The sequence below is a fragment of the Paenibacillus jilunlii genome, from assembly GCF_900102965.1.
Taxonomy (GTDB): Bacteria; Bacillota; Bacilli; order Paenibacillales; family Paenibacillaceae; genus Paenibacillus_AQ; species Paenibacillus_AQ jilunlii.
Genome location: NZ_FNGM01000020.1, coordinates 24,332 through 49,718 on the forward strand (window position 1 = coordinate 24,332; position 25,387 = coordinate 49,718).

Sequence of the window (25,387 nt, forward strand, 5' to 3'; positions counted from 1 at the left end):
ATTTACTTGGGTACCCTGTTCTCCGCAGATTAAGTGGAAAGAGGATAACTAATTCAACTCTTTTCGCCCCTGACGGAGTAATCTGGCCCAATTAAGTTTCCTTTTTCCACTTCAAGCTCACGATTGTTGATTTTGGGGAGAAATAAGTTCCCTTTTTCCCACTGGTGCCTGCCCACCTGCTTCACCGCAAGCGCTAGTTGGAATCTTATCCATAAGAAAAGGAAATCACAATTTCCTGAAAAATCAAAAAAAGGACTATCCAAGCAGCCAGGTAAGGCTGACGGATAGTCCTTTTGGTTCAGACCATAATTTATGATGATGCAAATGATCTTATGCCTGCTGCGACTTCACCTTGGACGGCTGCACAGGTTCGGTCTCTTCCGTTTGCAGGAAGTCAGGCTGAGGTGAGGTCTTCTTGATGAACAAGGCCAGCACCAGTGCTACAACTGTCACCCAGGTAGCCACGGTAAATGCATGGGTAATCCCGTTGATCGTTGCGTCCTGTGTAAGCTTGAGCATAGCCGCCTTGTCGGTCTGGGATACAGACCCGCTCATCACGGCTTCTGTAATGTTGCTCTTCGTCCGGTTGGTCATCAGGCTGACGAACAGCGCCATGCCCAGTGCTCCCCCAACCGTCCGCAGGGTATTCGACATTGCCGTACCGTGTGAAGCCAGACGCTGCGGCAGCTGGTTCAGACCGGCGGTTACGATTGGCATCATCAGCATGGACATCCCGAACATCCGGGCCGTGTACGTCAGAATCAGGTGGGTATACGTAGTGGTATGGGTGATCTGGCTGAACTCCCAAGTAGTAATCGTTGTGATAATCAAGCCGATAACGGACAGCCATCTGGCGCCGATTTTATCAAAAATAATCCCCGTGATCGGAGACATTACGCCCATCAGGATTGCACCCGGCAGCAGCATCAGCCCCGATTCCATCGGTGTAAAGCCGCGGATTGTCTGCAGATAGATCGGCAGCAGGATCATCCCGGAATACAACGCCATCGTGACAATAATGTTGATAACAGTGGTCAATGAATACATATTGTACCGGAAAATGCGGAACTCCAGCAGCGGCTTGTCGGTTGTAAGCTCACGCCATACAAACAATGCCAAAGCTACAACACCCAGAATCAGGCAGGCATATACTGTCGCACTGTTCCAGCCGTCTGTTCCGGCATCACTGAAGCCGTACAGCAGTCCGCCAAAGCCAAGCGTGGACAGCACCACACCCATTTTATCCAGCCGGGGGGAAGTCAGCTTTCCGACATTCTGCATAGTCTTCATGCCAAGCAGGGTAGAAAAGATGGCCAGGGGAAGCACAATGTAGAACAGCACCCGCCAGGAATAGTTCTGAACCACCCAACCGGACAGCGTAGGTCCTACAGCCGGGGCGAAAATCATGGCGACCGCCATCAGCCCCATCGCTTTGCCGCGCTCTTCAATCGGGAAGATCCGCAGGAATACGATGTTCATCAGCGGCATCAGGATTCCTGCGCCGACAGCCTGAATCACTCTGCCGACCATAATCATTTCAAAGCCGGTCCCTATAGCACAGACCAGCGTTCCTATAGAAAATAGCATCATTGCGGTAGTAAATAATTGACGGGTAGTAAACTTCTCCACCAGATAGGCACTGATTGGAATAAGCACCCCGTTCACCAGCATAAATCCTGTTGTCAGCCATTGTGCCGTATTGGCGGCAATCTTGAGGTCCTCCATCATCTTGGGCAGTGCCACATTCATCAGTGTCTGATTCAGAAGCGCCACGAACGCGCCGATCAGGAGGGCCGCAATAATGGGACCTCTGCGTATCGTCTTCGACGGCGCAGCAGCGTTAGCAGTTATTGTGCTCATAGCTTGTTGTTCTCTCTCCCTTTTTCCAAAATTTTAATGATTTCCCGATGCAATCTAAGCAGTTCTTTGGCATCCTCCGCCGGAATGTTCGACAAGGGCTCCAGATGGCTTCGAAGCGATTGTTTGCTTCGCTCCCTGATCTCCCGGCCTTTGTCGGTCATGGCCAGCTTAAATATACGTCTGTCGCTCTCCGAGCGTTGTCTGGTTATCAGTCCAGCCTTCACCATCCGGTCAACCACACCGCTGGCAGCGCTGTTTCCCAAGTGCAGCAGATCCGCAAGCTCCGTAATTCCTACATCCGGGTGTACCTCCAACTTGCGCAAAACCATTAACTGCGTGGATGTAATGTTGAGCTTTTCTGCATCCTTCCACATAAGCTGCTGAAAATTATGGATTATGCAGCGGAATGAAGAAAAGATATCATCCAATTGCTGTTCCCTATCCTCCAACATTCATCGCCTCCACAAATTCCGTAAACTCATTAATACTTCGCATGCGAACTATTTTACTATTTACCTATTTATTCGTCAACCACTTGCTGAAACTTTCTGAAAAAATACTATGGCACCAAATCATATCCTTAGTGTGGGCCTCTGCCGTAAAACAGACACGCTTTAAAACCGACCAGCTTTGGGATTTTGTTATATAATTTAGGGCATAGCCTACATTAAAGCGGAAGCGGTGAGCCCTTTATGTCTCTTGACGCCCGGAAAATCTGGAACACCAACCACCAGCAATTGACGCGAATCATTACAAAGCCGGAAGAGCATGCTAATGCGGTGTCTCTTTTCCTGGAGCTGCATGACTGCCTGTACGCCTCGCACGGCGGCAACCCGGATCTGACCAATTATGAAGACGAGCTGCTAAAAAATCTCCGGGAGCAAACTATGCGCAGTTATCCGGTACATACGACTAACAGCAACAATTCGATCGTGTGGCACATATGGCACAGCGCCCGTATCGAGGATATTACGATGAATATCCTCACTGCGGATCGTGAGCAGATTCTTCATTCAGAACATTTTACGGATAAGCTCCATACCCCTGTTGTTCATTCCGGAAACGGGATGAGCGAACAGGAGATCGCTGAATTCAGCGCAGCTGTCGACATTGAAGCCCTGCTGGATTATCGTCAGGCTGTGGCTGCCGGCACACGATCCGTTATCGCCGGATTGCAGCCGGGGCAATTCCGCAACAAGCCCTGTTCAACCCAGATCAGCCGGATTTCTGCAGAAGGTGCAGTCAAGGAAACGGAGCAATGGCTGATTGACTATTGGGGAGGCAAAACCATTGCCGGCCTCGTACTGATGCCTGCCACAAGGCATAACTTTGTTCACCTGAATAAAGCTATGCGGATCAAGCTGAAGCTGCAAAAATAATTCCTCATCTCCTAATGAGCCTGCCTGCTTCATCCTTGGAGCATGGACTGCAAAATAAAAGAGCGTACCCCCGTCAGCTTAAGGGTACGCTCTTTGAATTTGACTAAACTGCAAGCTTACAGATCGCTTCTGATGCTTCCGGCCACTACAGGCTTTATTATACTGCCCTTTTTCACCTTTGCGGCAGAGGGGGGAGTGCTGCCCGCCAACCCGCTGGCGATGGACATCATCAGCTTGATCCGGTTCGCCTGGTTCACGACACTGACCCCGGCATCGTAATCAATGGCGGCAATGTTGGCGCCGGGATACAGATCCTTCAGCCCCTTAATCATTCCCCGTCCGGTAATATGATTCGGCAGACAGGCAAAAGGCTGGATACAAGCAATATTATTAACCCCGTTATCCAGCAGATCCATCATTTCTGCGGTCAGGAACCAGCCTTCGCCCATTTGATTGCCCACAGAGACCAGGCGGCTGGCCTTCTCGGCCAGTCCGTAAATATTCTCACGGCCTTTGGCCAGACCTGCTTCTTCCAGCGCCGCCTTGACCGGTTTGCGGTAAATTTCCAGATAGGAAATCAGCATGGGATTAAAGAAGCCCAGCTTTTTGCTTTTGCCGAACTGCTCGGCTTTGTAAATCGGATTGTAGACACAGTAGAAAATAAAGTCCAGGAAATCCGGCATAACCGCCTCGCCCCCCTCGGCCTCAATCATCTCTATGATGTGGTTGTTGGCGTCCGGGTGGAACTTGATCAGGATTTCACCGACAATCCCCACCTGCGGCTTCACGGTCTTAACCACAGGAAGCTGAACGAATTCGGCGACGATTTCGCGGGTCAGCCGTTTGTATTCCCGGAACGAAAAGGTCGAAAGACTGGACTTGCAGCGGTCCATCCCTTTGCGGAACAAGGCCTGTGCGCTTCCCGGGATCACTTCATACGGTCTGAAGCGGTGCAGCAGCCGCATCATGAGGTCGCCATAGCAGGCGGCTGCAATCAGCCGGTTAGCCAGCCTCAGGCTGATCCGGAACCCCGGCTGGTTCTCCATCCCGGAGGCATTCAGCGAAATTACCGGAATCTGCCCCAATCCGGAATCCTTCAGCGCCTTGCGCAAAAGCGAGATATAATTGGTTGCCCGGCAGCCGCCCCCGGTCTGCGACATGATTACAGCGGTCCGGTCCGGATCATAGTCTCCGCTCTTCAGGGCTGACAGCATCTGCCCGATCGTAACAATCGCCGGGTAGCAGGCATCATTGTTCACATACCGCAGGCCTTCCTCTGTCTCCTTCGGTCCGGTGCTTTCCAGGATTTTGAGCCGGTATCCGGCGTCCCGGAAGACGCGTTCGAACAGCTCAAAATGAATCGGAGACATTTGTGGTGCCAGAATGGTATAGGTCTCCTTCATTTCCTTCGTAAACGGCACGTTGGCCTGTGTTTTATAGAGGAGCTGCGGCTTCACATCCCCTTTTTCCCGCTCGCGCATAGCCGCAAGCAGCGACCGCAGACGGATGCGTGCCGCGCCCAAATTGCTGATCTCATCAATCTTGATCAAGGTGTATACCTTGTTGTTGCGCTCCAAAATTTCCTGAACCGCATCGCAGGTAATGGCATCAATGCCGCAGCCGAAGGAGGTCAGCTGTACCAGCTCCAGATCATTCCTGCTGGCGGCCAGACGGGCCGCACGGTACATCCGGGCATGGTAGGTCCACTGGTTGACCACGCCCACTTCCCCTTCACTGCGGTCCAGGTGGCAGACCGAATCCTCGGTCAGCACGGCCAGACCCATGCCCGTAATCATCTCGGCGATGCCGTGGTTAATTTCGGGATCTGCATGATAGGGATGGCCGCAGAGCAGAATGCCTTTGGTTTCGCTATGGGTAAGGAACTCCAGCGTTTCTTCGCCTTTGTTCCGCAGATCGGCTTTGGCCCGCTCAGCTTCGGCAAGTCCTGTCTGCACGGCAGCGGCAATCTCTTCCTTCGGGATATCTATGAAGGTCTTCACCAGAACCCGGGTCAGCGCCGGAATATCATCGAAGGTCAGGAACGGGCTTACGAGCGGAATATCTTTTTCCTTCAGTCCATCCATGTTGTTGCGGATCACTTCGGGATAAGAGGCCACCACCGGGCAGTTGAAGTGGTTCTGCGCCGCGTCATCTTCCTTCTTCTCATATACAACGGCCGGATAAAAGATGAAATCGACGCCTTTGCCAAGCAGGCTCTGCACATGGCCATGGGCCATCTTCGCCGGATAGCAGATGGATTCCGAAGGAATGGTGTCCATTCCGCTCTCATAGAGCTTCTTGCTGGATTTCGGAGACAGCACCGTCCGGTAGCACAGTGTGGTGAAAAAGGTATGCCAGAACGGATAGTTCTCGAACATGTTCATGGTCCGCGGAATGCCGACGGTCCCCCGCTCGGCCTGTTCCACAGGCAGCCCTTCATAATCAAAAAACCGTTCATATTTGTATTGCATCAGATTCGGCAGGTTATTCTTCTCTTTCTTGCCTCCGGCCCCGCGTTCACAGCGGTTGCCGGTGACATGGAAGCTCTTGTCGGGGAAGCGGCTGATCGTCAGCGCGCAGTTGTTGGCGCATAGTCTGCAGCGGCCCGGCGACACTTCATATTTGAAGGTTTCCAGTTCTTCGGGCCCCAAAAGGGTGCTGAACCCGTCAAGTCCGGCATGCTCTCTGGCAATCAGCGCACAGCCGTAGGCGCCCATCACACCGGCAATATCCGGTCGGACCACGATTCTTCCGGTCAGCAGCTCAAAAGCGCGAAGCACGGCTTCATTATAGAAGGTTCCCCCTTGGACAATGATGTTGCGCCCCAGATCGTCAGCGTTGCGGATTTTGATGACCTTCTGGAGCGCATTTTTGATGACCGAATACGCAAGCCCTGCCGACAGATCGGCCAGCGTAGCCCCTTCCTTCTGCACCTGCTTCACTTTGGAATTCATAAAAACCGTGCAGCGGGAGCCCAGATTGACCGGCTGAGCGGATTCCAGTGCCGCTGCGGCAAATTCCCCGATGCCGAGCTCCAGTGCGGACGCAAAGCTCTCCAGGAAGGAGCCGCAGCCCGCCGAGCAGGCTTCGTTCAGCATGAGGCTGTCGATGGCGCCGCCGCGGATCTTAATGCACTTCATATCCTGTCCGCCGATATCCAGAATGAAATCGACCTCCGGCATGAATTTGGAGGCTGCCTTGTAGTGCGCGACCGTCTCCACTTCGCCGCCGTCGGTACGCAGCGCCGCCTTGACCAGGCCTTCACCATAACCGGTTGCATATGCACCGGCAATATGGCAGCCTTCAGGCAGAATCCGGTAGATCTCCTTCAGGGCATCGCTCACGGACTGCAGGGGATTGCCTTTGTTGCTTCCATAAAAGGTATAGAGGATTTCATCCGCAGCGCCGGTAATCACCAGCTTGGTTGTGGTAGATCCGGCATCGATGCCGAGATAGCAAGGTCCCTGATAGGTATCCAGCTCCGAACGCGGAGCTGCCGCCTGGCTGTGGCGGAGGCGGAACTGCTCCAGCTCCTCCGGCGAGGCGAACAACGGCTGCAGCTCAGCATCCTCGGCACGGTCGGCCGAGAAGTCTACGGCATCCAGCCGGGCCATCCAGCCGGACAGCGGCAGAACCAGCGGATCGGTCTGCGCCAACGCTGAACCAATGGCGACAAAATACTGCGAGTGCTCCGGAAACAGCACATCGCTGTCACTGAGTCCAAGCGTCTCGGCAAACCGCTCCCGCAGCGCGGGCAGAAAGGTCAACGGCCCGCCAAGGAAGGCTACCCGGCCACGGATCGGGCGGCCGCAGGCCAAGCCGCTGATCGTCTGGTTCACAATGCTCTGAAAAATCGAAGCCGCCACATCCTCGCGGCGGGCGCCTTCATTGAGCAGCGGCTGGACATCGCTTTTGGCAAAGACGCCGCAGCGCGATGCAATAGGATAGATTCGTTCATGCTGCTCGGCAAGGACATTCAGACCCGCCGGGTCGGTCTGCAGCAGGGAAGCCATCTGGTCGATGAACGCTCCGGTGCCGCCCGCACAGGCCGTGTTCATCCGCTGCTCAATGCCTCCGCTAAGATATATAATCTTGGCGTCCTCGCCGCCCAGCTCGATAGCGGTATCGCACTGGGGGATCAGCTCGCTGATCGCCTTCGTGCAGGCGATGACCTCCTGCACAAACGGGACCTCGCCAAGCTTCGAGAGGGACAAGCCGGAGGAACCGCTTACAGTCAGAGCTGCCTCGCGATCCGGGAACCTGTCCCGCACATCCGACAGGAGGGAAAGCGCAGCTTTTTTTATATCGCTAAAATGTCTCACATAATCCTGATATACAATGACATCGCGTTCCATAACAACCAATTTGGCCGTAGTTGATCCGACGTCCAGCCCAATACGCAGCATCATCATGCCATTCATCACCATGCCTTGCTCCAAATTTGAAGTAATATGAGGCAACTATATCATGAGAGCGCCTTATGGAAGCTGTTAAAAATGTTACAGACATTTACAATTAGTTACCAGCATACTTATTTATTCATGATTTCTCCCAATAGTGCATCGACATGGCCCTTGACCCGGACTTTTCTCCATTCTTTGATCAGGATGCCCTGCTCATCAATGAGAAAGGTGGACCGCACAATGCCCATAAATTCTTTGCCGTACAGCTTTTTGAGCTGCCAGACTCCGAATAATTGGCTTACGGTATGGTCCTCATCAGAGAGCAGCGGAAACGGCAGACTGTTCTTCTCAATGAACTTCGCGTGGGAAGACAGGCTGTCCGGACTGATCCCCAGCACGACTGCATTGCCCCGGGCAATCGGGTCCCCGGCGTCACGGAAATCACAGGCCTCCTGCGTGCAGGCGGGCGTCATATTTTTCGGATAAAAATACAGCACCACCTTGCGGCCGCGGTAATCACTTAAGCTGATATTCTGTCCTGTGGAAGCAGGCAGGGTGAAATCCGGCACTTCTTGTCCGACCTTAAGTTCGTTCATTTATAGTTCGCTCCTTAATAATATGGATGAATATTCCGAAATTGCTTGTATACCTAAAAGAAATTATAATGTAGAGAATGTGAATGGGAAAGGAAGAACGAAATGCCACCAAGAAAGAAACGGCACGCAAAAGCCGGCAAGTCAAAGAAGAAACCGCTGCTCTGGACTCTGGCTATTATACTTTTCCTGATTATCGGCGGAATAGTCTATTATTTTGCAGAAATCTATAATCAGATGGACAACCTGCACAAGACCGGTGAAGACTCACCGTTTGCAGCAGTTCCCTCACCTTCAGCCGAAGCCGTTCAACCTCCCAAATGGGAAGGCACCGAACCGGTTAACATCCTGCTTATGGGTGTTGATGCGCGCGGGGTGAAGAAGGGTGAAGTTCCCCGCTCAGATACGATGCTGGTCGCCTCGCTTGACCCGGTCAAGAAGAAATTTTATGTATTCTCTATATTGCGTGATACCTATGTTTCTATTCCTGAGCATGGCAAAGAACGCATCAATACAGCGATAACCCACGGGCCCAATACGGCGATGCAGACCGTCAGCGAACTGCTTGGCATCCCGATTCAATATTATGTCTATACCGACTTTCAGGGCTTTATTAAGCTGGTGGATGCAGTTGGCGGCGTCGATTACGAGGTCGAGAAGGATATGGTGTATAAGACGAAGGCGGACGGCCCCGAATACGACATTGATCTGAAAAAAGGCTTCCAGCATCTCGACGGCAACATGGCGCTGCAATATGTGCGGTTCCGTCATGATGCCACTTCCGATTTCACCCGGACTGAACGTCAACGCGGCTTCCTTAAGGCCGTAGCAGACAAGGTCATCAGTACTACTGCCATTATCAAGCTGCCTACAATTCTATCCCAGGTTACGCCTTATATCGATACCAACCTGGACGTTAATGACATGTGGAAGCTGGCCACCGTAGGCTATGACAGCTCGATGGGCGGCAGTGCACAAATTCCGCCGATGAATCTGCTTACCGAAGAAAAAACCAGCGGCGGCTCGGCAGTGCTCGGTATCAGCAGCGAAGACAAGCTGAAAGAATTCGTTCAGGATACCCTGGCTGGTCCTGAGCCGTCTCCATCGCCGGATGCTTCTCCGGGCAGCAGTCCCTCGGCCAGCGCCGGGAGCAAATAAATCACTCATTATCAGCGGGAAATATAAGGATGCTTCACAGCGTGAACCGTTACCCATCCTTGTATCTTCAATAAAACCCATGCTTGGCATCAGGGCGGGCGAACAGCGGATGAATCCGGCGGTTCGCCTTTTCCCTTGTGCTACTATCATTGAAAGGATGATTAATTATGAACCGTTCCACTTCTGAACATTTGTATGAGGAAGCCCTGCAGCATATCGTCGGAGGCGTCAACAGCCCCTCCCGCTCCTTCAAAGCCGTTGGCGGCGGCGCTCCTGTCTTCATGAAACGCGCCGGAGGCTCCCGCTTCTGGGACGAAGACGGCAATGAATACATAGACTATCTGGCCGCCTATGGACCGATTATTACCGGCCATGCCCATCCCCATATTACGGCGGCGATTACAAAAGCAGCCGAAAACGGGCTGCTGTACGGAACGCCCACGCAGCTTGAGATCAAGCTGGCCAAGATGCTGAAAGAAGCCATCCCTTCGATGGATAAGGTACGCTTTGTCAACTCCGGCACCGAGGCCGTCATGACCACGATCCGTGTAGCACGCGCTTATACCAAGCGCAGTAAGATTGTCAAATTCGCCGGCTGTTACCACGGCCATTCCGACCTTGTTCTGGTAGCCGCAGGCTCAGGTCCTTCTACCCTCGGCATTCCTGACAGTGCCGGAGTACCTGCCAGCATCGCCCAGGAGGTCATCACGGTTCCCTTCAATGATCTGGGCGCGCTGCGTGAAGCGCTGGATAAATGGGGCGGGGATGTCGCAGCCGTAATGGTAGAGCCGATTGTCGGCAATTTCGGCATGGTCATGCCGCAGCCGGGCTTCCTCGAAGGGCTCTGCAAGCAGGCCCATGACAACGGATCACTGGTCATTTATGACGAAGTCATCACCGCTTTCCGTTTCCACTACGGTTCCACCCAAACCTATGCAGGCCTCGATCATCATGAGGACATCATCCCTGACCTGACCGCACTCGGCAAAATCATCGGGGGCGGCCTGCCGATTGGCGCTTACGGCGGCCGCAAGCATGTTATGGAGCAGGTTGCTCCGCTCGGCCCGGCCTATCAGGCCGGTACGATGGCAGGCAATCCGGCCTCCATCTCCGCAGGCATCGCCTGTCTGGAGGTGCTTGCAGCCGAAGGCGTCTATGACGAAATGGAGCGGCTGGCGATCCGCCTGACCGAAGGTCTGCAGGCATCCGCTGACCGCCATGGCATCCCGCTGACCATCAACCGGATCCGCGGCGCATTCTCCACCCATTTCTGCAAGCATCCGGTGACCAATTACGATGAAGCACAGGATACAGACGGTGAGCTGTTCGCCAGCTTCTTCCGCCACATGCTGAACCGCGGCATCAACCTGGCCCCGTCCAAATATGAAGCCTGGTTCCTGACCACGGCGCATACCGATGCCGATATTGACGCTACACTGGAAGCAGCGGAAGCCTCGTTCCGGGCCATGGCGGCGGAGAAATAATACTTCCGCAGGCAGCGGCGTGCATTTCATCTCGCTGAGACTCCTGAATTTTAAAAGCAAACCCACTGCGGATTCGCGCAGTGGGTTATTTTTGCGTTAACGCTCAGTATGGAGCTAGTGAAAGTCAATTTGCTTGTCCTGGTGAACCTCCATAAACCCTGCGGCAACTCCAAGTGGAAAAAGGGTAACTAATTTGCCCAAGCACCCTGTTCTCCTAAGATTAGGTGGAAAAAGGTTAACTAATTTTGCTCATTTCGCCCCTGACGAGGTAATTCGGCCTAATTAAGTATCCTTTTTCCACTTAAATCTCACGATTATTGATTTTGGGGAGAAATAAGTTCCCTTTTTCCAACTAGCGCTTGCTCAGCCCCTTCTTGGCAAGGACTAGCCGGAAATAGGTTATCCGATCCAACTGATTCCCACCTTTTCGGGTATTCTGCAACTCACACGCTGATCCTCCCTCAAACCACTGTCCCGCAAGACAGCGGCTGCGGACAATGGCTTAAGCACAAATGGCAGGCTTACCTGCTTACCTGCCTATCAGCTTATCTGCTTATCTGCTTATCTGATCATCTGCTTTTCTGCTCATAAAGACTGCGGATCTCCACGCCTTGGGGGAGCTTATAGGGATTCTCCTCATTGATCCGGTCGTAGAACATGATGCCGTCCAGATGATCGATTTCATGCTGGACTACAATAGCCTGATAGCCCCTGAACTTCATGACGACTTCCTTGCCGTCCATATTATAGCCTTTCACCTTCACGGATTCGTATCTCGGCACAAAGCCGTGCACCGGGCGGTCGACGGACAGGCAGCCTTCACTCTCCGGCAGATAGATCATGGCCACTGAATGGCTGATCACCTTCGGATTGACCCAGGCATGCTCCACCATGCTGCCCTTCTCATCTCTCAGGTACATTACGAACATCCGCTTCCGCAGTCCGATCTGATTCGCCGACAGCCCAACACCGGAGCGCAGCTTATATTTTGCGGAAACCTCGGGGTCCTGGCTGTTCTTCAGAAACTGCATCATGCACTGCAGCACCTCTTGATCCTCAGCCTGTAAAGGCATTTGAACAGGCTCCGCTACAGCCCGCAGCACTGAATCCCCCTCACGCACAATATCGTCCATGGTAATTATATATTCCGCCTTAAATTTTGCATTAGACAACAACATTCATCCACCTTTATATGCCGTACAGGCCGAATTTAATATTTCTCTTAGCTTATGCGCGTCTATGGATTAATGAAAGCCGTCCGAAGCTTGCTGCTGTAATTCACATCGAAGCCGAGACCGGTGGCGAGGGCGGCAAGCGGCAGATAGGTTTTATCCTCTTTGCCGACCTTTTGCAGAAATGCCGGTGTATCGATGGCTGCCGCCGCTCCGTTTACCTTGATCGTGGGGGAGCCGATCGTTATTACAACCGTTTTTCCGCCGTATACAATGGTCGCACTCTGGGTTTTATTGTCCCATTTCCCGGCGGCGCCCACAGCATTCAGGATATCCTTCAATGCCAGGAAGTTCTGCCCGTTCTTCAGAACCGGCTTGTTCGGCGTATTCAGCTCCACTCCCTTCACCACAATGGACATAGGTGCGGAAGCGGCTGTCCATGCGGAAACGGATGGAACCCGGTATTCTCCCCAATACGTTTCGGCGAAGACCCGGGCGATGGTTTCATACCCCAGCTGCGTTGGATGAAAATCCGCAGCTCCTGCGCTGATGATATGGGTCCGCGACGCTTCAACACCTGCAAAGGCCCCCGCCACATGGGCCACCTTCACCGGAGCATCCGGCTGATTCAGGCTGGCGGCCACGTTTTCCGCCGTTGCCGTGAACTGCTGGGCAGCGCTCATCAGCTTGGGATACGAGCTGCTCACCGCAATCTTGGGAGCGGGCTGATATTGGTCGGCCAGCACAATCGTGGCCTTACCATTGACCGCGCGAATGTTCTCAAGCGCGGCCTTCACATTGCTGCTGTAGCTTGCCAGAAGCTGATCCAGCTGAGCCTTGAAGGCCTCTTCCGTGAGATCTTTGGCCGTGAGCAGCAGACTGCTCACGTCATTCCCGCCAATGGTCAGCGTAACCAGGTCGGCCTCGCCAAGCTCAGTCTTGATCTGCGGAGTGAGCGCGGCAAATTGGTTGATCCGCGGATCAGGTAGACCTGCCTGAATCCCGTCGGCTGCGGTAACTGCCCCCTCTTTAATTGCTGCCGTATAATTCAGCAGCCCCGCTGTAGTAAGTCCCAGAATACCATAGTTGCTAAGAGCGCTTCTGCCATGATACCAGCCTTGCTCCAGCAGCCGCTCCGCATATCCGTAAGGCTTCACGTTCGGATCGGTCATCCCCGGCTCATAGCCCGCTGTGATGGAATCCCCCAGTGCTACGATGCGAAAAACATCCTGCTCCGGACTTTGTGCTGTTGCGGCGGCTTCAGCTGCATTAGCAGAGCCGGCTCCTGCACTGATCAACAATGTGAACAGCAGCAGGCTGCTTGTGCCAGCTGCGTACATTTTTTTCCATGCTTTCAGCATCGTATCCCTCCCAAATTGGTATAATTCCATTCTATCATCCAGTCTGCCTATACAAAAGAGCGGCTTCCCGTTATTCGGAAGCCGCTCCTGGCAGGAATCAAAATGATATCTAAGAGTTATCTCTATCCGCAGAACCTTGATCTTTCTTCGCCCGTTCCAGATATTTATCATATCTGTCATCCAGCTCATGGCCTATTTTACGGTAGCGCAGCGTTTCTTCCACAATCGGATCAAGTGTGGTCTGAATACGAATCTCATACTTGGGCGAGATTTGGCGGATCTCCTTGGCGGTCCGGTCGGCCTCCTCCATCTCGCCATCCTCCAGGAGTTCGCTCAGCTTGCGCTCCAGATCATCTTTTTCACTCATGCTTGCTTGCCGCCCTCCTTATTTGTTGTATCCCGTTGCTTCGGCTTCGGCAAGCGAGGCTACCAGGAAATCATGGATCCGCCCGTTGCTCGCCACCACATGACGGGTGCCAATATCATAGGGATTGCCCAGCGTATCCGTCACCTTGCCTCCGGATTCCAGTACCAGCAGCACGCCGGCCGCACAGTCCCACGGACTTAGGCCGACTTCCCAATAACCGTCTACCCGGCCTGCTGCCACATAGGCGAGATGCAGAGCGGCAGAGCCGCCGGCACGGACACCCCGGATCTGCGGCAAAATCTGCTGCAGTCCGGCCATATTCGCCGGCTGTGCGAAGGTACGGTCCGGAGGGAAGCCCATCGCCACGAGACTGCTTCCCGGGTCCGCTTCGGCAGACACGGAAGTAGGAATCCCATGCATATAGGCGCCTTTGCCCTTCTCAGCCACGAACATCTCATCGCGGATAGGGTCATAGATAACGCCCACGGTCAGCTCACCCTTGACTACCAAGGCTATGGAGACACAATAAAAAGGAAAGCCGTGTACAAAATTGGTCGTCCCGTCAATCGGATCAACAATCCATAAATACTCATGCTTCCGTCCTTCTTCCAGGGCGGCAGTCAAAGCGTCAGCTCCTGGCTGAACGCTTTCTTCCCCGAGAATCGCATGGTCGGGATAATGGGTCAGGATCAGCCGGCGGATCATCTGCTCCACGCCTTTGTCCACTTCTGTGACCAGATCCTGGGCTGAAGTCTTGCTGCCCAGCTCCTTCACATGGCCCTGTCTGTTCTTGATCCATTCCCCCGCTTTGGCAGCGGCATTGATCGCTGCAGCAGTATGCCCTTTACTGGTAACAACGTAAGGCTCCCGGTCGTTCCGGTTATCAGAATTTGTAGGATTCATATCTTCACTCCGCTTTCTTGAGCATAATTGTTTCCATATGTAGAACAAGGTGCACTCTTTGGAATCAGAGCGGCATCCCCCAATCGGCCAGACCAAGTGCTATCAGAGCGCCGGCCTTGCGTTTGCTCAACTTTCATTCAACGTACCCTATTTAAGGAGACTAATCAAGTCGGAGGTTAGCCCGTTTTCCGCTTCTAGCACCGGGTTATCCAGGGTTTATGGTTCTATATTGACGCTTGCCCCATCTAGTACCGTTATTCCGTTCCCGGCTTCGGCAAGCTCCTTCAGCGCCTCCATCAGACCAAACAGCGCTCCGTCCTTCGCCTTCGCTTCAATCATCGCATCCACGGCCGGAGTGTCCGCCGCGATACGTTTAAGAAAAGCCAGCAGCGGTGCAGGCTCCACACCATCAGCATGGCTGCGCGGGTCGGACGGGTTGCGCGGACTGGACACGTGAATCTTCGGGGGCAGTGTTTCACCGGGGAGCACATCCTTCAGCGCCAGTGGAGTCTGCCAGGTCTTCATAATCTCCGGCCACAGCTCCCAGGGAAGTTCGCCTTCATTATTCACCCACTGATGATGAATATCCAGCACCATGGGGACTCCCAGCCTCCGGCAGACTTCAAGCGTCTCCGGGGCATTGAACGTCTTGTCATCGTTCTCCAGCGTCGTCCGCTCCTGCAGTTCCAGCGGCAATTCCGCAAAATGCTCCAAAAAGCGCGCTGCAGCCGCAGGCTTGTCTCCATACGCGCCGCCGATATGAATGTTGTTCTTGGCGGTTGCCGGCAAATCCATGGCATTCAGCATATCCACATGATGCTGCAAATCCCGGACTGAACTGGCCAGCACCTCTGGCCGGGGAGTACTAAGTACTGTAAAGTGGTCGGGGTGAAAAGAAACCCGCAGCCCGTGCTTTTTCACATAGCTGCCTACTTCGGCAAAATCCGCAGCCAATGCGGCAAAGGGATTCCAGTCCTGCAAATCGGGATGCGTCGCCAGCGGAATCAGCTTGGAGGTTAGGCGGTATACACGGATATCCGAGCCGACATTATGCTTAAGCAGACGCAGCGTGTTGTGAAGATTGCCGCGGGCGATGGTCTCCAGCCGCCGAAGTCCGGCTTCCCGGTCATTCAGCTTGTTGAAGCTGGCCATAGTCATGGTCTTGGAGGGCGAGCAGTCCGGGATAACCGTGGACATGGCTACATAGCCAAACCGGACAATCATCCTTCTTCTCCAAAAAACATCTCATAGGCCAGCGCCGTCTGCACCCGTGATTCTTCCTCATTCAGCTTGCGCACCAAATCCATCTCGACAGCTGTCACCTCGTTGCCCTGGAAATTAATTTCCGCGATGGATGCCGAAATTTTGACAATGGCTATTGCCACATTCTCCGGTGTGTAGGCGATGACCTTCTGGCCGGTCGGATACACGCGGAAGCCCTTCTTTACCATTTTGGTGCGGCCGTATTCCAGCAGCTCGTACAGCTCCTGCTCATTCTTGAATTTGCATACGGAATTGAATTCGGACTGAAATCCCATGGTTCTCTCTCCTTCCCGGCCGGAATGATCCCGCCGCTCGCCAAATGTTATTCGTTGTCGTACTTCAGACCCTGCTTGAAATGGTAACGCTCCAGCGCCAGCTCAATCATGCGGTCCAGCAGTGCCTGATAAGATATGCCGGTCTCGCGCCAGAGCAGCGGATACATACTGTAAGGTGTGAACCCGGGCATTGTATTCACTTCATTAATGAGAATCTTTCCATCGGATTTGCGCAGAAAAAAGTCGGCACGCGTAATGCCGCTGCCCTCAATCGCCCGGAACGCCTGAATCGCCGACTCCCGCAGACGGTCAGCCACCTCAGGGTCCACAGGAGCCGGAATCAGCATCTGCGATTTGCCGTCGGTGTATTTTGCCGCATAATCATAATATTCACCAGAAGAGACGATTTCACCCGGAACCGAAGCCTCAGGCTCCTCATTGCCGAGCACACTGACTTCAACCTCGCGCGCATCGACAAATTCCTCAATAATGACCTTGGTATCATAGCGGAAGGCCACCTCCACCGCCTTAATCAGGCTCTCCTTATCCACAGCTTTGGAAATGCCTACACTGGAGCCCAGATTGGCTGGCTTAACAAATACCGGATAGCCCAGCTTATCCTCCAGGCTGATGATCAGCTCATGTTTTTTGCGTTTCCAGGCACTGATATTGAAATAGCAGTATTCACATTGATCCAGCCCGGCCTCTCCGAACAGCTTCTTCATGACTACTTTATCCATGCCTGCGGATGATGCCAGCACGCCTGCACCGATATAAGGGATATTAGCCATTTCGAACAAGCCCTGAATCGTTCCGTCTTCTCCGTTGGTGCCATGCAGCAGCGGGAACATCACATCAATCAGCTGGTCACCGCCGGTCAGTCCGCTGAATACCGCATTTAACGCCATGCTCATATCCCCTGCTTCGCCGCCCAGCTTCAGTTCCTCGATGGTTCCAAAAGGGGCCTCCAACGCCGCTCCGACCTTCCAGAGCCCCTGCTTGGAAATATAAAAAGGTATAATCTCATATTTCGCGTAGTCAAAAGCGTTCATAACTGCAAATGCCGTCTGCAGCGATACCTCGTGCTCTCCGGATTTGCCGCCGTACACCAGTCCTACGGTTAATTTTGTATCCCCCATGCCCTAACCTCTTTCTGATTTATAAGTAGTCGTTTATGTGGAAAAAACGGTAGGCCGTTCTGTCGGTCCATGCATAGGAATCGCGGTAATCCCAAAACCGGTGCCGGCTGCTGACCGTCCGCGCATTCACCAGCGGCTGCCCAGCCGCATCAAAAGCGGTAACAATCGTGCTGTGCTGATAATGGCCGTTGCCGTCCCAATCGTACAGGATAATGTCACCAAGCATTAGCTGATCCGCCCGTTCCACCGCCTCGGCCCGGAGTCCGCTGCTGCGGTCTGCACCCAAATAACGCTGCAGACTGTCCGACACGGCCCAGCTGAAGCTCCACCATTCCTGCGCGCCGTTGTAGCCTTTGTACCACCAGCCCGTTTCTCTTTTACCAGTATAGTTGATAGGCGCCCCCCCTGCAAAGAGACATTGGGACACATAATTGGTGCAGTCCACCTCAAACACTTCGAACTCCGGATTGCCGTCTTTCCACCACCGGTCTGCATAGGCTGCAGCGTCTTCGCGGCGGTAGCGCACCTCTTTGCTGCCGGTAATGCCGCGGAGAATATTCTTGTTAAGCAGCGGCTGCGACGGCTGCGGGACAGGGAGCGACTCCCCCCATTTGGACAGCCGCAGCGCCGGTTCCCCTCCTGCCACTCTGCGCATTGAATTCCGCTCCGGCACACTGCGCTCTACAGCGGCAATTTCCCAGGTACTCCCTTCAAGGACAAAAGTCAGCCGCTCCGCTTCAATGACATCCTCGCGGTGAGTGATGCCGCCCTTCTCGTAGTACAGCGCACTGTGCAGCGCTACATCCGCCACCACCTCGGACGGGTTCTGCCGGACGGTCCGGAGTGTGCGGACGCCCGTCTCCGAACGCAGCGGTGTAATGCCGCGCCGCTCATACCACTGTGCGAGCCGCCGGGAGCGTTCGCCCTGCTCCAGCAGGAACCGCGGGTCCCTGACCGTGCTGCGCTGCTGCTCGGCACCGGGCGCCACCCGCCCCTTGTTCACTTGATCTACATATACATACAGACTTTGCTTCCATTGCTGCTCCATTCCATTGATCGCCCCTTCATCCCTGTTTGGCTGCTGTTCTATGTATATGAGGAAATCCTCGCAGCTATACAGCTAGAAATTAAGAAGGAACGTTTTGGGCTTGGTGCGATGACGGGGTTAATACAACTCATCTTAGGTAATGAGTAGGCTATTGCAGCCTACTTAATTGAAAACCCAACTGTTGTCGACTATCCTCCCCTTACTATTAGGTCGAATTGTGGTGTCGGGCTTCTGCAGGGTTTGGTGTTTAGTATTTCGGGTGAGGAATGAAATCATTAGCACAATTGATGAGAAGGAGTGTTGAAAAAAACAGAGCATGCAAATGTGCACGCCGAAGTATTGGAAAAGCCATGGAACAAATCCATCGTTCTCGGCCTGCCCACTTCTGGCTGGATCAGAGGTATTTTTACCTCTCATTTGGCTCAGTAGCCGAATTCCGCCGGAATCAGAGGTATTTTTACCTCTCATTTGGCTCAGTAGCCCAATTCCGCCGAAATCAGAGGCACTTTTACCTCTCATTTGGCTCAGTTGCCCAATTCCGCCGAAATCAAAGGTATTTTTACCTCTCATTTGGCTCAGCAGCCGAATTCTGCCGAAATCAGAGGTACTTTTACCTCTCATTTACCTCAGTAGCCCAATTCCGCCGAAATCAGAGGTACTTTTACCTCTCATTTACCTCAGCAGCCAAATTCTCCGAAATCAAAGGTACTTTATCCTCGCGGGCGCTCCAGCCAATCCTCATTTTACCAAGCGCCAAACCTACATCCCGCCGGGAAATTCGGGCGTTCCAACGGCAAAAAAAACTTTACTCCCCCCATTGTAAACGTTATACTTGAGTTATATAAAATATTGAAATGTAGTTTCATTAGATGAAACAAGGAGGCGCATATATGCCAAGCAAGGACCATTTTTCGCTGGCCCGCACCCTGGAGTCAGGCGGCAAAAGCTATCGCTACTATCATCTTAACTCCCTAGAAGAGCAAGGCGCAGGCGACATTTCCTCCCTGCCGTTTTCCATCAAAGTATTGCTTGAGGCCGCTGTCCGCCAATACGACGGACGGGCGATTACCGAAGAACACGTGAAGCAGCTGGCCGGCTGGTCAGGCGGCATTGACCGCAACAAAGAAATTCCCTTCATCCCGGCCCGGATCGTGCTGCAGGATTTCACCGGCGTACCGGTGGTTGTCGATCTGGCAGCCATGCGCGATACCGTCAAGAAAGCCGGCGGCGATCCGAAGAAGATCAATCCGCTCGTCCCGGTAGACCTGGTTATTGACCACTCGGTTATGGTCGATGCTTTTGGTACCGCAGACGCGCTTGAATACAATATGAACGTAGAGTTCGAACGCAACGAAGAACGCTACCGCTTCCTGCGCTGGGCACAGACAGCCTTCAACAATTTCCGCGCCGTTCCACCGGCAACCGGAATTGTGCACCAGGTTAACCTGGAGTATCTGGCCTCTGTGGCAGCCACCAAAACAAGTGACGGTGAAACTGTAGTATACCCGGATTCCCTGGTCGGAACCGATTCCCATACAACGATGATTAACGGCCTCGGGGTAGTAGGCTGGGGCGTTGGCGGCATCGAGGCGGAAGCGGGGATGCTGGGGCAGCCGCTTTATTTTGTGACACCGGATGTGGTGGGCTTCAAGCTTACAGGCAGTCTGGTTGAAGGGGCTACCGCAACGGATCTGGCGCTGACCGTCACCCAAATGCTGCGCAAAAAAGGCGTAGTCGGCAAATTTGTCGAATTCTACGGACCGGGTCTGGCTAACATCAGCCTGGCGGACCGCGCGACAGTGGCTAATATGGCTCCCGAATACGGGGCGACCATCGGTTTCTTCCCTGTGGATGACGAGACGCTTGCCTATCTGCGCAGCACCGGCCGTCCGGATGAGCTTGTAGAGCTGGTTGGAGACTACTATAAGGCACAGGGAATGTTCCGCACCTCGGATACACCGGACCCGACCTTCACTGATACCATTGAGCTTGACCTTGCTTCGGTGGTTCCAAGCCTTGCCGGACCGAAACGTCCGCAGGACCGGGTTGAGCTGACGCACATGAAAGAAAACTTCGAAGGGATTATCCGCACACCGGTCGACAAGGGCGGCTATGGCCTGAGCGATGATAAAATCAACGAGGTTGTAGAAGTACAGCATAAGAACGGGACCACCAGCAAGCTCAGCACAGGTGCGGTTGTGATTGCAGCCATTACGAGCTGTACCAACACCTCCAACCCAAGTGTAATGCTGGGAGCCGGCCTGCTGGCCAAGAAGGCGGTAGAACGCGGACTGACCAAACCCGGATATGTAAAAAGCAGTCTCACGCCAGGCTCGCTGGTGGTTACCGAATACCTGGAAAAAGCCGATCTGCTGAAGCCGCTGGAAGCGCTCGGCTTCTATCTGGCCGGTTACGGCTGTGCCACCTGTATCGGCAACTCCGGCCCGCTGCCGGATGAAGTCAGCCAGGCGATTACAGACAATGATATGACAGTAGCTGCTGTAATATCCGGGAACCGGAACTTTGAAGGCCGGGTGCATGCCCAGGTCAAAGCAAATTACCTGGCGTCCCCGCCGCTTGTCGTAGCTTATGCGCTGGCGGGCACGGTCAACATTGATCTGAAGACGGAGCCGCTGGGCTATGATCCGCAAGGCGAGCCTGTATACCTTGCCGATATCTGGCCAACCTCCGCGGAAATCCGCGAAGCCATCGGCCTCTCCCTGAGTCCGGAGATGTTCCGCCGCAAATATGAGAATGTATTTACGGCCAACGAACGCTGGAACTCCATTCCAGTGCCGGAAGGCGAGCTGTACGAATGGGATGACAACTCTACGTATATCCAGAACCCGCCGTTCTTTGAGAATCTGGCAGACGGTGTCGGCGATATCAAGGACATCCGCAATGCCCGCGTACTCGCGCTGCTTGCCGATTCCGTAACTACCGACCACATCTCGCCAGCGGGCAATATCTCGACCTCCGGCCCTGCCGGTGAATATCTGCGCAGCCACGGCGTGGAACGTGCAGACTTCAACTCCTACGGCTCACGCCGCGGGAACCATGAAGTGATGATGCGCGGCACGTTTGCGAATATCCGTATCCGCAACGCGGTCGCTCCGGGAACGGAAGGCGGAGTCACCACCTTCCTGCCGAGCGAAGAAGTGATGTCGATCTATGATGCGTCCATGCTGTACCAATCCGCAGGCCAGAATCTGATCGTCATCGCCGGCAAGGAATACGGCACCGGCAGCTCGCGCGACTGGGCAGCCAAAGGCACACTCCTGCTGGGCGTCAAAGCTGTTATCGCCGAGAGCTTCGAGCGGATTCACCGCAGCAATCTCGTCGGCATGGGCGTACTTCCGCTGCAATTCCAGGAAGGCCATGGCTGGAGCAGCCTGGGCCTGACCGGACGCGAGACCTTCAACATCACCGGACTTGGCAACGATGTTCAGCCGGGTCAGGAACTGACTGTCACGGCGACCCGCGAAGACGGCACCCAGTTCGAGTTCCCGGTTACTGCCCGCCTTGACAGCACCGTTGATATTGATTACTACCGGAATGGCGGCATTCTGCAGACCGTTCTCCGCCAGATGCTGGCTGATGCTGCCACATCGGATTCAGCGCTGCCGGTAGAATAATTCTTTGGGAAAAACCGGATTACCGGTTCGTGTCTCTGGTAATCCGGTGCCATCCTGAAGCAAACAGCCTCCAATCACTCCCTGCGGGATGATTGGAGGCTGTTTGCTGTATAACTTGCTGTATAATTGACTTTATAGTTTGCCACACTGCAATGCAAGAAGAATCCACAACAAACGCTAAATCTCAAGCCCCTCTGAATTCAGGATTCTTTTATAGATAAGGGCAATAATCTGCGAACGGTCTGTCACGTTCATCTTATTGAAAATACGGCTCAAGTGATTTTTGACCGTATGTTCACTGATGAATAATGCAGAAGCAATTTCCTTATTGGTCTTGCCGAGGATAATCAGCTCCAGCACCTCTTCTTCGCGGGGTGAGATTCCCCACTCTTCCTTAGGCGACTTAAGGGCTGCGTTGTTCAGGAGCTTGCCAGGCGAGAATGCCTGCTCCTGCTGCTGTTCCCCGGACCGGCTGAGCATGAACGACTGGAATGACGCGAGCAGTTCCGCATCGATTGCCGCCTGTACATTACAAACCATCTTAAATCTCGAGGGATCAAGCCATTTCTCCCTGCTGTCTTCCAGCGGCTCTCCCTGCTCCTGCTCACCCGCATGATGCAGTACAAGAGCAAGTACCCGCGCCCCAATGGAGAGTAAAGGTTTCTCGATATCAAAATAAAAAGCAGACAACTGGTCCACCTGCTTCAGCAGCAGGATCTCTTCGGTAAAGAAGTCATATTCAACCAGCAGCTCCAGCTGAAAAGGGGCCAGCAGACAGCTGCGTTTAAGCCGTTCAGAATCGCTTTCCGGGATACCCAGATAACGCCCAAAATCATACGCCAGCCCGGAAGCGTCCTGCGAAACACGATGCAGCCCGGGATAGTTGTCCTGCAGAATATAGCGGAGATTATTCAAAAAAACGCCAGCATTCTTATCGTGCCTGCAGTCTTTTTCCAGAAGACGGATGGCCGTCGCAGCCAGGGTGGCGATGCATTCCGTAAATGCCCGCCATTCCCCCGCTTCGGTGCGCTGACGGAACCCGACGGACAAGATGCCCTTGAATGCATTTTCGGCAATCAGCGGACATTCCAGCAAAAAGCGCTCGCCTGCGGCTTCATTGATGATGGAGGCGGAGAGAAAGGCCTGCGGAGAATACCGCTCCCCCAGATCCTTCACATACAACCGTTCTCCCTCTCCAGTCCAGCCTCTGGAGTAATATGTACTCTCAGCATCTTCTTGGTTCTGAAAAAAGACAAGCACCGGCGAAGGCGAAAAAGGCATACTCATCATGGTATCGAGCAGCACGCTGCCCAATTCCTTATAGGAGGTGACCTGAGGCAGCAGCCGCACGGCTTCCTTCAGCCGGAGAGTTCCTTCTTTGCGCAGCTCTTCCCGCCGCATCAGCTTCTCACCTCTGTCCGAAAGCCCCACCAGGGAGGCAACAAGCTGTTCCTCAAGGTCGTAGCTTTGCACCTGTTCGTTTTTGCTGAACCCTACCGCCAGCAGAAGCGCTCTCCGGCCGCCATAGATCATGGCCGGGTAGCAGGACAAATATTCCGGTTGCGGAAGGCCGCACTTTGTGAAGAACAAGGACCTCGGGTCTTGTGCAGTGGTTCTCCAGTGCCTCGGCTCTTTGCCAAGGACCGCCTGTCCCAGATACCCGTCGCCTTGCTGAAAAACAGCATTCAGCAGCTGAGGCGCCCCTTTTCCAGCGGCATAATCCACCTGGAATCTGCCATCCTCATTCTCTTTGGCAAAAGCGTACAAGTCCCCGGCCGAGGCGCTTGCGGCCAGCTGCTGCAGAACCTCCTGAACCTTGAGGTAGTCCTTCTCCAGACCTGTTAAGAGCCGGGAGGTCATTTCTCCAATCCTCGGCATTCCCGAAGTGGCCGCACAACCGGATAGCAATTTACTGAGGATACGGCCCAGCACCGCAATCTTTTCCCGTACCTCGTCAACACGTTCCAAGCTAAGCTCAGGTTGGGCAAGCAATTCTTTCTTCAACTGTTCAAAGGCAGGATGATTTTTCATTTTCGCTTCAAAAGCAGGCATGATCAGCGCTTTGGTGCCCTCTTCCATATAGACGCCCGCCCATAGATAATAGGTCTGTCCATAACCCGGGAACAGCGGGATAATAACGTATTTTAATCCGGCAATCCATTCCTCCAGAATGACAGGATGCGACAAAGAACCCAATCTACGCAGGGTAGGCCTAAAGGGGTGGTCCAGGTTTTGCAGAGAAGTCAGAAGGATCTCATAAAACGTTCCGGTGGCCACGGGACGGGTAAAAACATTCCCTTCCTGATCCGTAAGCACGATAGCCTGTCCGGTGGCCTTGCCGAACGTTTCCTGGACCTGCTCCATCTCCTCCATTAATGAATCGGGTAGTACAGTAGCCATCCTATCACCCCATGCCCCGGAATTAACCATAATTACCTATAGATAATGACTGTATAGCTTTCACTTACTAATTACCCCCTAAATCGACTATATAACGAACCTTAATACATTAGCCCATCATCAGGCCCATTTCTGCGGCGTTTTCAGCCAATACCACGGCATAATCCTCCAGCATCTCCCGCGAGAGCCGGCTGACTGGCCCCGACAGCGAAAGCGCAGCGGTCACCTTTCCCGCCCGTCCGACAATAGGCACAGCCACCGCTGCCGCACCCGGCTCCCGTTCCTCGAAGCTTGTCGCATAACCCCGGCGGGTAATCTCCTGCAGCTGCTCCAAATATACGCCTTTATCCACGGCCTCCGGCCAGTTCGGATCGGCCAGCAGACGGGCCTGAACCTCATGGGGAGCATAGGCTGCCAGTACCTTGCTCGAAGCGCCTACCGAAAGCGGCAGCCGGGCACCAATCTGTGCGACCCGGCGAATCGCCTGGCGGCTCTGCACAGCCTGGATGCGTACACGCTCCAGATCATCGCGCAGATACAGGCTGACCGTTTCTCCGAGCCGGTCACGCAGCTTCTCCATCGCCGGAAGCAGCAGCGCCGCCGGTTCATCCAGGGTTGGCAGATGCGTGGACAGCTCCCAGATACGGATACCCAGGCGGTATTTCTCCGTGGCTTCATTGCGCAGAAGGAACCCTTTTTCCTCCAGCGTGGTCAGCAGGCGGTGCACCGTGCTTTTGTGCAGACTGATCTTGGAGGCAATCTCGGTCAGGCTCAGATCACTTTCCTGTGTAAAACACAGTAATATATCCAGCGCCCGTTCTACCGCACGTACAGTCAGTTTACGGTCCTCCACTGCAATCTCCCCTTCAACTGTTTCATTAAATGAAACCCGGTTACATTTATAAGATAACCAACTCTATCTTAGAGCAAATGCCCCGGCAAAGTCC

18 protein-coding genes are annotated in these 25,387 nt (G+C 53.8%); 4 read left to right on the forward strand and 14 right to left on the reverse strand.

Annotation, left to right across the window (positions count from 1 at the left end):
* Positions 1-330 precede the first annotated feature (330 nt).
* Positions 331-1,860 carry a DHA2 family efflux MFS transporter permease subunit gene (locus BLQ82_RS25615; RefSeq protein WP_062522492.1) on the reverse strand — a complete coding sequence of 510 codons (1,530 nt, stop codon included), beginning with the start codon at positions 1,858-1,860 and terminating at the stop codon, positions 331-333.
* A complete protein-coding gene (locus BLQ82_RS25620; protein ID WP_062522490.1) occupies positions 1,857-2,312 on the reverse strand; it encodes a MarR family winged helix-turn-helix transcriptional regulator in 456 nt (151 codons plus the stop codon). Before BLQ82_RS25620 ends, BLQ82_RS25615 begins: the two co-directional genes overlap by 4 nt.
* A gap of 240 nt (positions 2,313-2,552) precedes the next feature.
* Here BLQ82_RS25620 and BLQ82_RS25625 point away from each other — a divergent pair, with 240 nt between their 5' ends.
* A complete protein-coding gene (locus BLQ82_RS25625; RefSeq protein WP_062522488.1) occupies positions 2,553-3,239 on the forward strand; it encodes a hypothetical protein in 687 nt (228 codons plus the stop codon).
* A 116-nt stretch (positions 3,240-3,355) separates the two neighbouring features.
* Here BLQ82_RS25625 and BLQ82_RS25630 read toward each other — a convergent pair whose 3' ends face one another.
* Together BLQ82_RS25630 and bcp are read right to left on the reverse strand one after the other, a co-directional pair.
* Positions 3,356-7,645, reverse strand: a complete 4,290-nt coding sequence (locus BLQ82_RS25630) for a 2-hydroxyacyl-CoA dehydratase (RefSeq protein WP_244281009.1) — start codon at positions 7,643-7,645, stop codon at positions 3,356-3,358.
* A gap of 125 nt (positions 7,646-7,770) precedes the next feature.
* Positions 7,771-8,238, reverse strand: a complete 468-nt coding sequence (gene bcp, locus BLQ82_RS25635) for a thioredoxin-dependent thiol peroxidase (RefSeq protein ID WP_062522486.1) — start codon at positions 8,236-8,238, stop codon at positions 7,771-7,773.
* Positions 8,239-8,340: 102 nt separating this feature from the next.
* On the opposite strand from bcp, the gene BLQ82_RS25640 reads away from it, so the two are divergent.
* Positions 8,341-9,393 (forward strand): LCP family protein, encoded by a 1,053-nt coding sequence (locus tag BLQ82_RS25640; RefSeq protein ID WP_062522484.1) that lies wholly within the window; start codon positions 8,341-8,343, stop codon positions 9,391-9,393.
* A gap of 167 nt (positions 9,394-9,560) precedes the next feature.
* Positions 9,561-10,877, forward strand: coding sequence for a glutamate-1-semialdehyde 2,1-aminomutase (locus tag BLQ82_RS25645; protein WP_062522482.1), 1,317 nt, complete (start codon positions 9,561-9,563; stop codon positions 10,875-10,877).
* Between the two features lie 569 nt (positions 10,878-11,446).
* On the opposite strand, the gene def is transcribed toward BLQ82_RS25645, so the two are convergent.
* The 8 genes from def to BLQ82_RS25685 form a co-directional block, all read right to left on the reverse strand.
* A complete protein-coding gene (gene def / locus BLQ82_RS25650) occupies positions 11,447-12,010 on the reverse strand; it encodes a peptide deformylase (RefSeq protein WP_244281010.1) in 564 nt (187 codons plus the stop codon).
* A 104-nt stretch (positions 12,011-12,114) separates the two neighbouring features.
* Positions 12,115-13,410 carry a stalk domain-containing protein gene (locus BLQ82_RS25655; protein WP_062522478.1) on the reverse strand — a complete coding sequence of 432 codons (1,296 nt, stop codon included), beginning with the start codon at positions 13,408-13,410 and terminating at the stop codon, positions 12,115-12,117.
* A gap of 109 nt (positions 13,411-13,519) precedes the next feature.
* Complete coding sequence (locus tag BLQ82_RS25660) at positions 13,520-13,777, reverse strand: hypothetical protein (RefSeq protein ID WP_062522476.1); 258 nt, start codon at positions 13,775-13,777, stop codon at positions 13,520-13,522.
* Between the two features lie 18 nt (positions 13,778-13,795).
* Complete coding sequence (locus tag BLQ82_RS25665; RefSeq protein WP_062522474.1) at positions 13,796-14,680, reverse strand: inositol monophosphatase family protein; 885 nt, start codon at positions 14,678-14,680, stop codon at positions 13,796-13,798.
* A gap of 216 nt (positions 14,681-14,896) precedes the next feature.
* Entirely contained in the window at positions 14,897-15,904 is a 1,008-nt protein-coding gene (gene uvsE / locus BLQ82_RS25670) for a UV DNA damage repair endonuclease UvsE (protein WP_062522472.1), read from the reverse strand.
* Positions 15,901-16,218, reverse strand: coding sequence for a hypothetical protein (locus BLQ82_RS25675; protein WP_062522469.1), 318 nt, complete (start codon positions 16,216-16,218; stop codon positions 15,901-15,903). The genes uvsE and BLQ82_RS25675 overlap by 4 nt, the downstream gene beginning before the upstream one ends.
* Before the next feature lie 47 nt (positions 16,219-16,265).
* The gene (locus BLQ82_RS25680) at positions 16,266-17,357 is read right to left on the reverse strand and encodes a D-alanine--D-alanine ligase (protein WP_062522466.1); all 1,092 of its coding nucleotides are present in this window, start codon (positions 17,355-17,357) and stop codon (positions 16,266-16,268) included.
* 19 nt (positions 17,358-17,376) lie between these two features.
* Positions 17,377-18,405, reverse strand: a complete 1,029-nt coding sequence (locus tag BLQ82_RS25685) for an amidase domain-containing protein (protein WP_062522464.1) — start codon at positions 18,403-18,405, stop codon at positions 17,377-17,379.
* Between the two features lie 890 nt (positions 18,406-19,295).
* Between BLQ82_RS25685 and acnA the strand changes: the two genes are divergently transcribed.
* A complete protein-coding gene (gene acnA / locus BLQ82_RS25695; protein WP_062522461.1) occupies positions 19,296-22,040 on the forward strand; it encodes an aconitate hydratase AcnA in 2,745 nt (914 codons plus the stop codon).
* 177 nt (positions 22,041-22,217) lie between these two features.
* Here acnA and BLQ82_RS33010 read toward each other — a convergent pair whose 3' ends face one another.
* Both BLQ82_RS33010 and BLQ82_RS25705 read right to left on the reverse strand, forming a co-directional pair.
* Positions 22,218-24,440: a helix-turn-helix transcriptional regulator gene (locus tag BLQ82_RS33010; RefSeq protein WP_280117276.1), complete on the reverse strand. Its 2,223-nt coding sequence runs from the start codon at positions 24,438-24,440 to the stop codon at positions 22,218-22,220.
* Positions 24,441-24,549: 109 nt separating this feature from the next.
* A complete protein-coding gene (locus tag BLQ82_RS25705) occupies positions 24,550-25,293 on the reverse strand; it encodes an IclR family transcriptional regulator (RefSeq protein ID WP_062522457.1) in 744 nt (247 codons plus the stop codon).
* Positions 25,294-25,387: the final 94 nt, after the last annotated feature.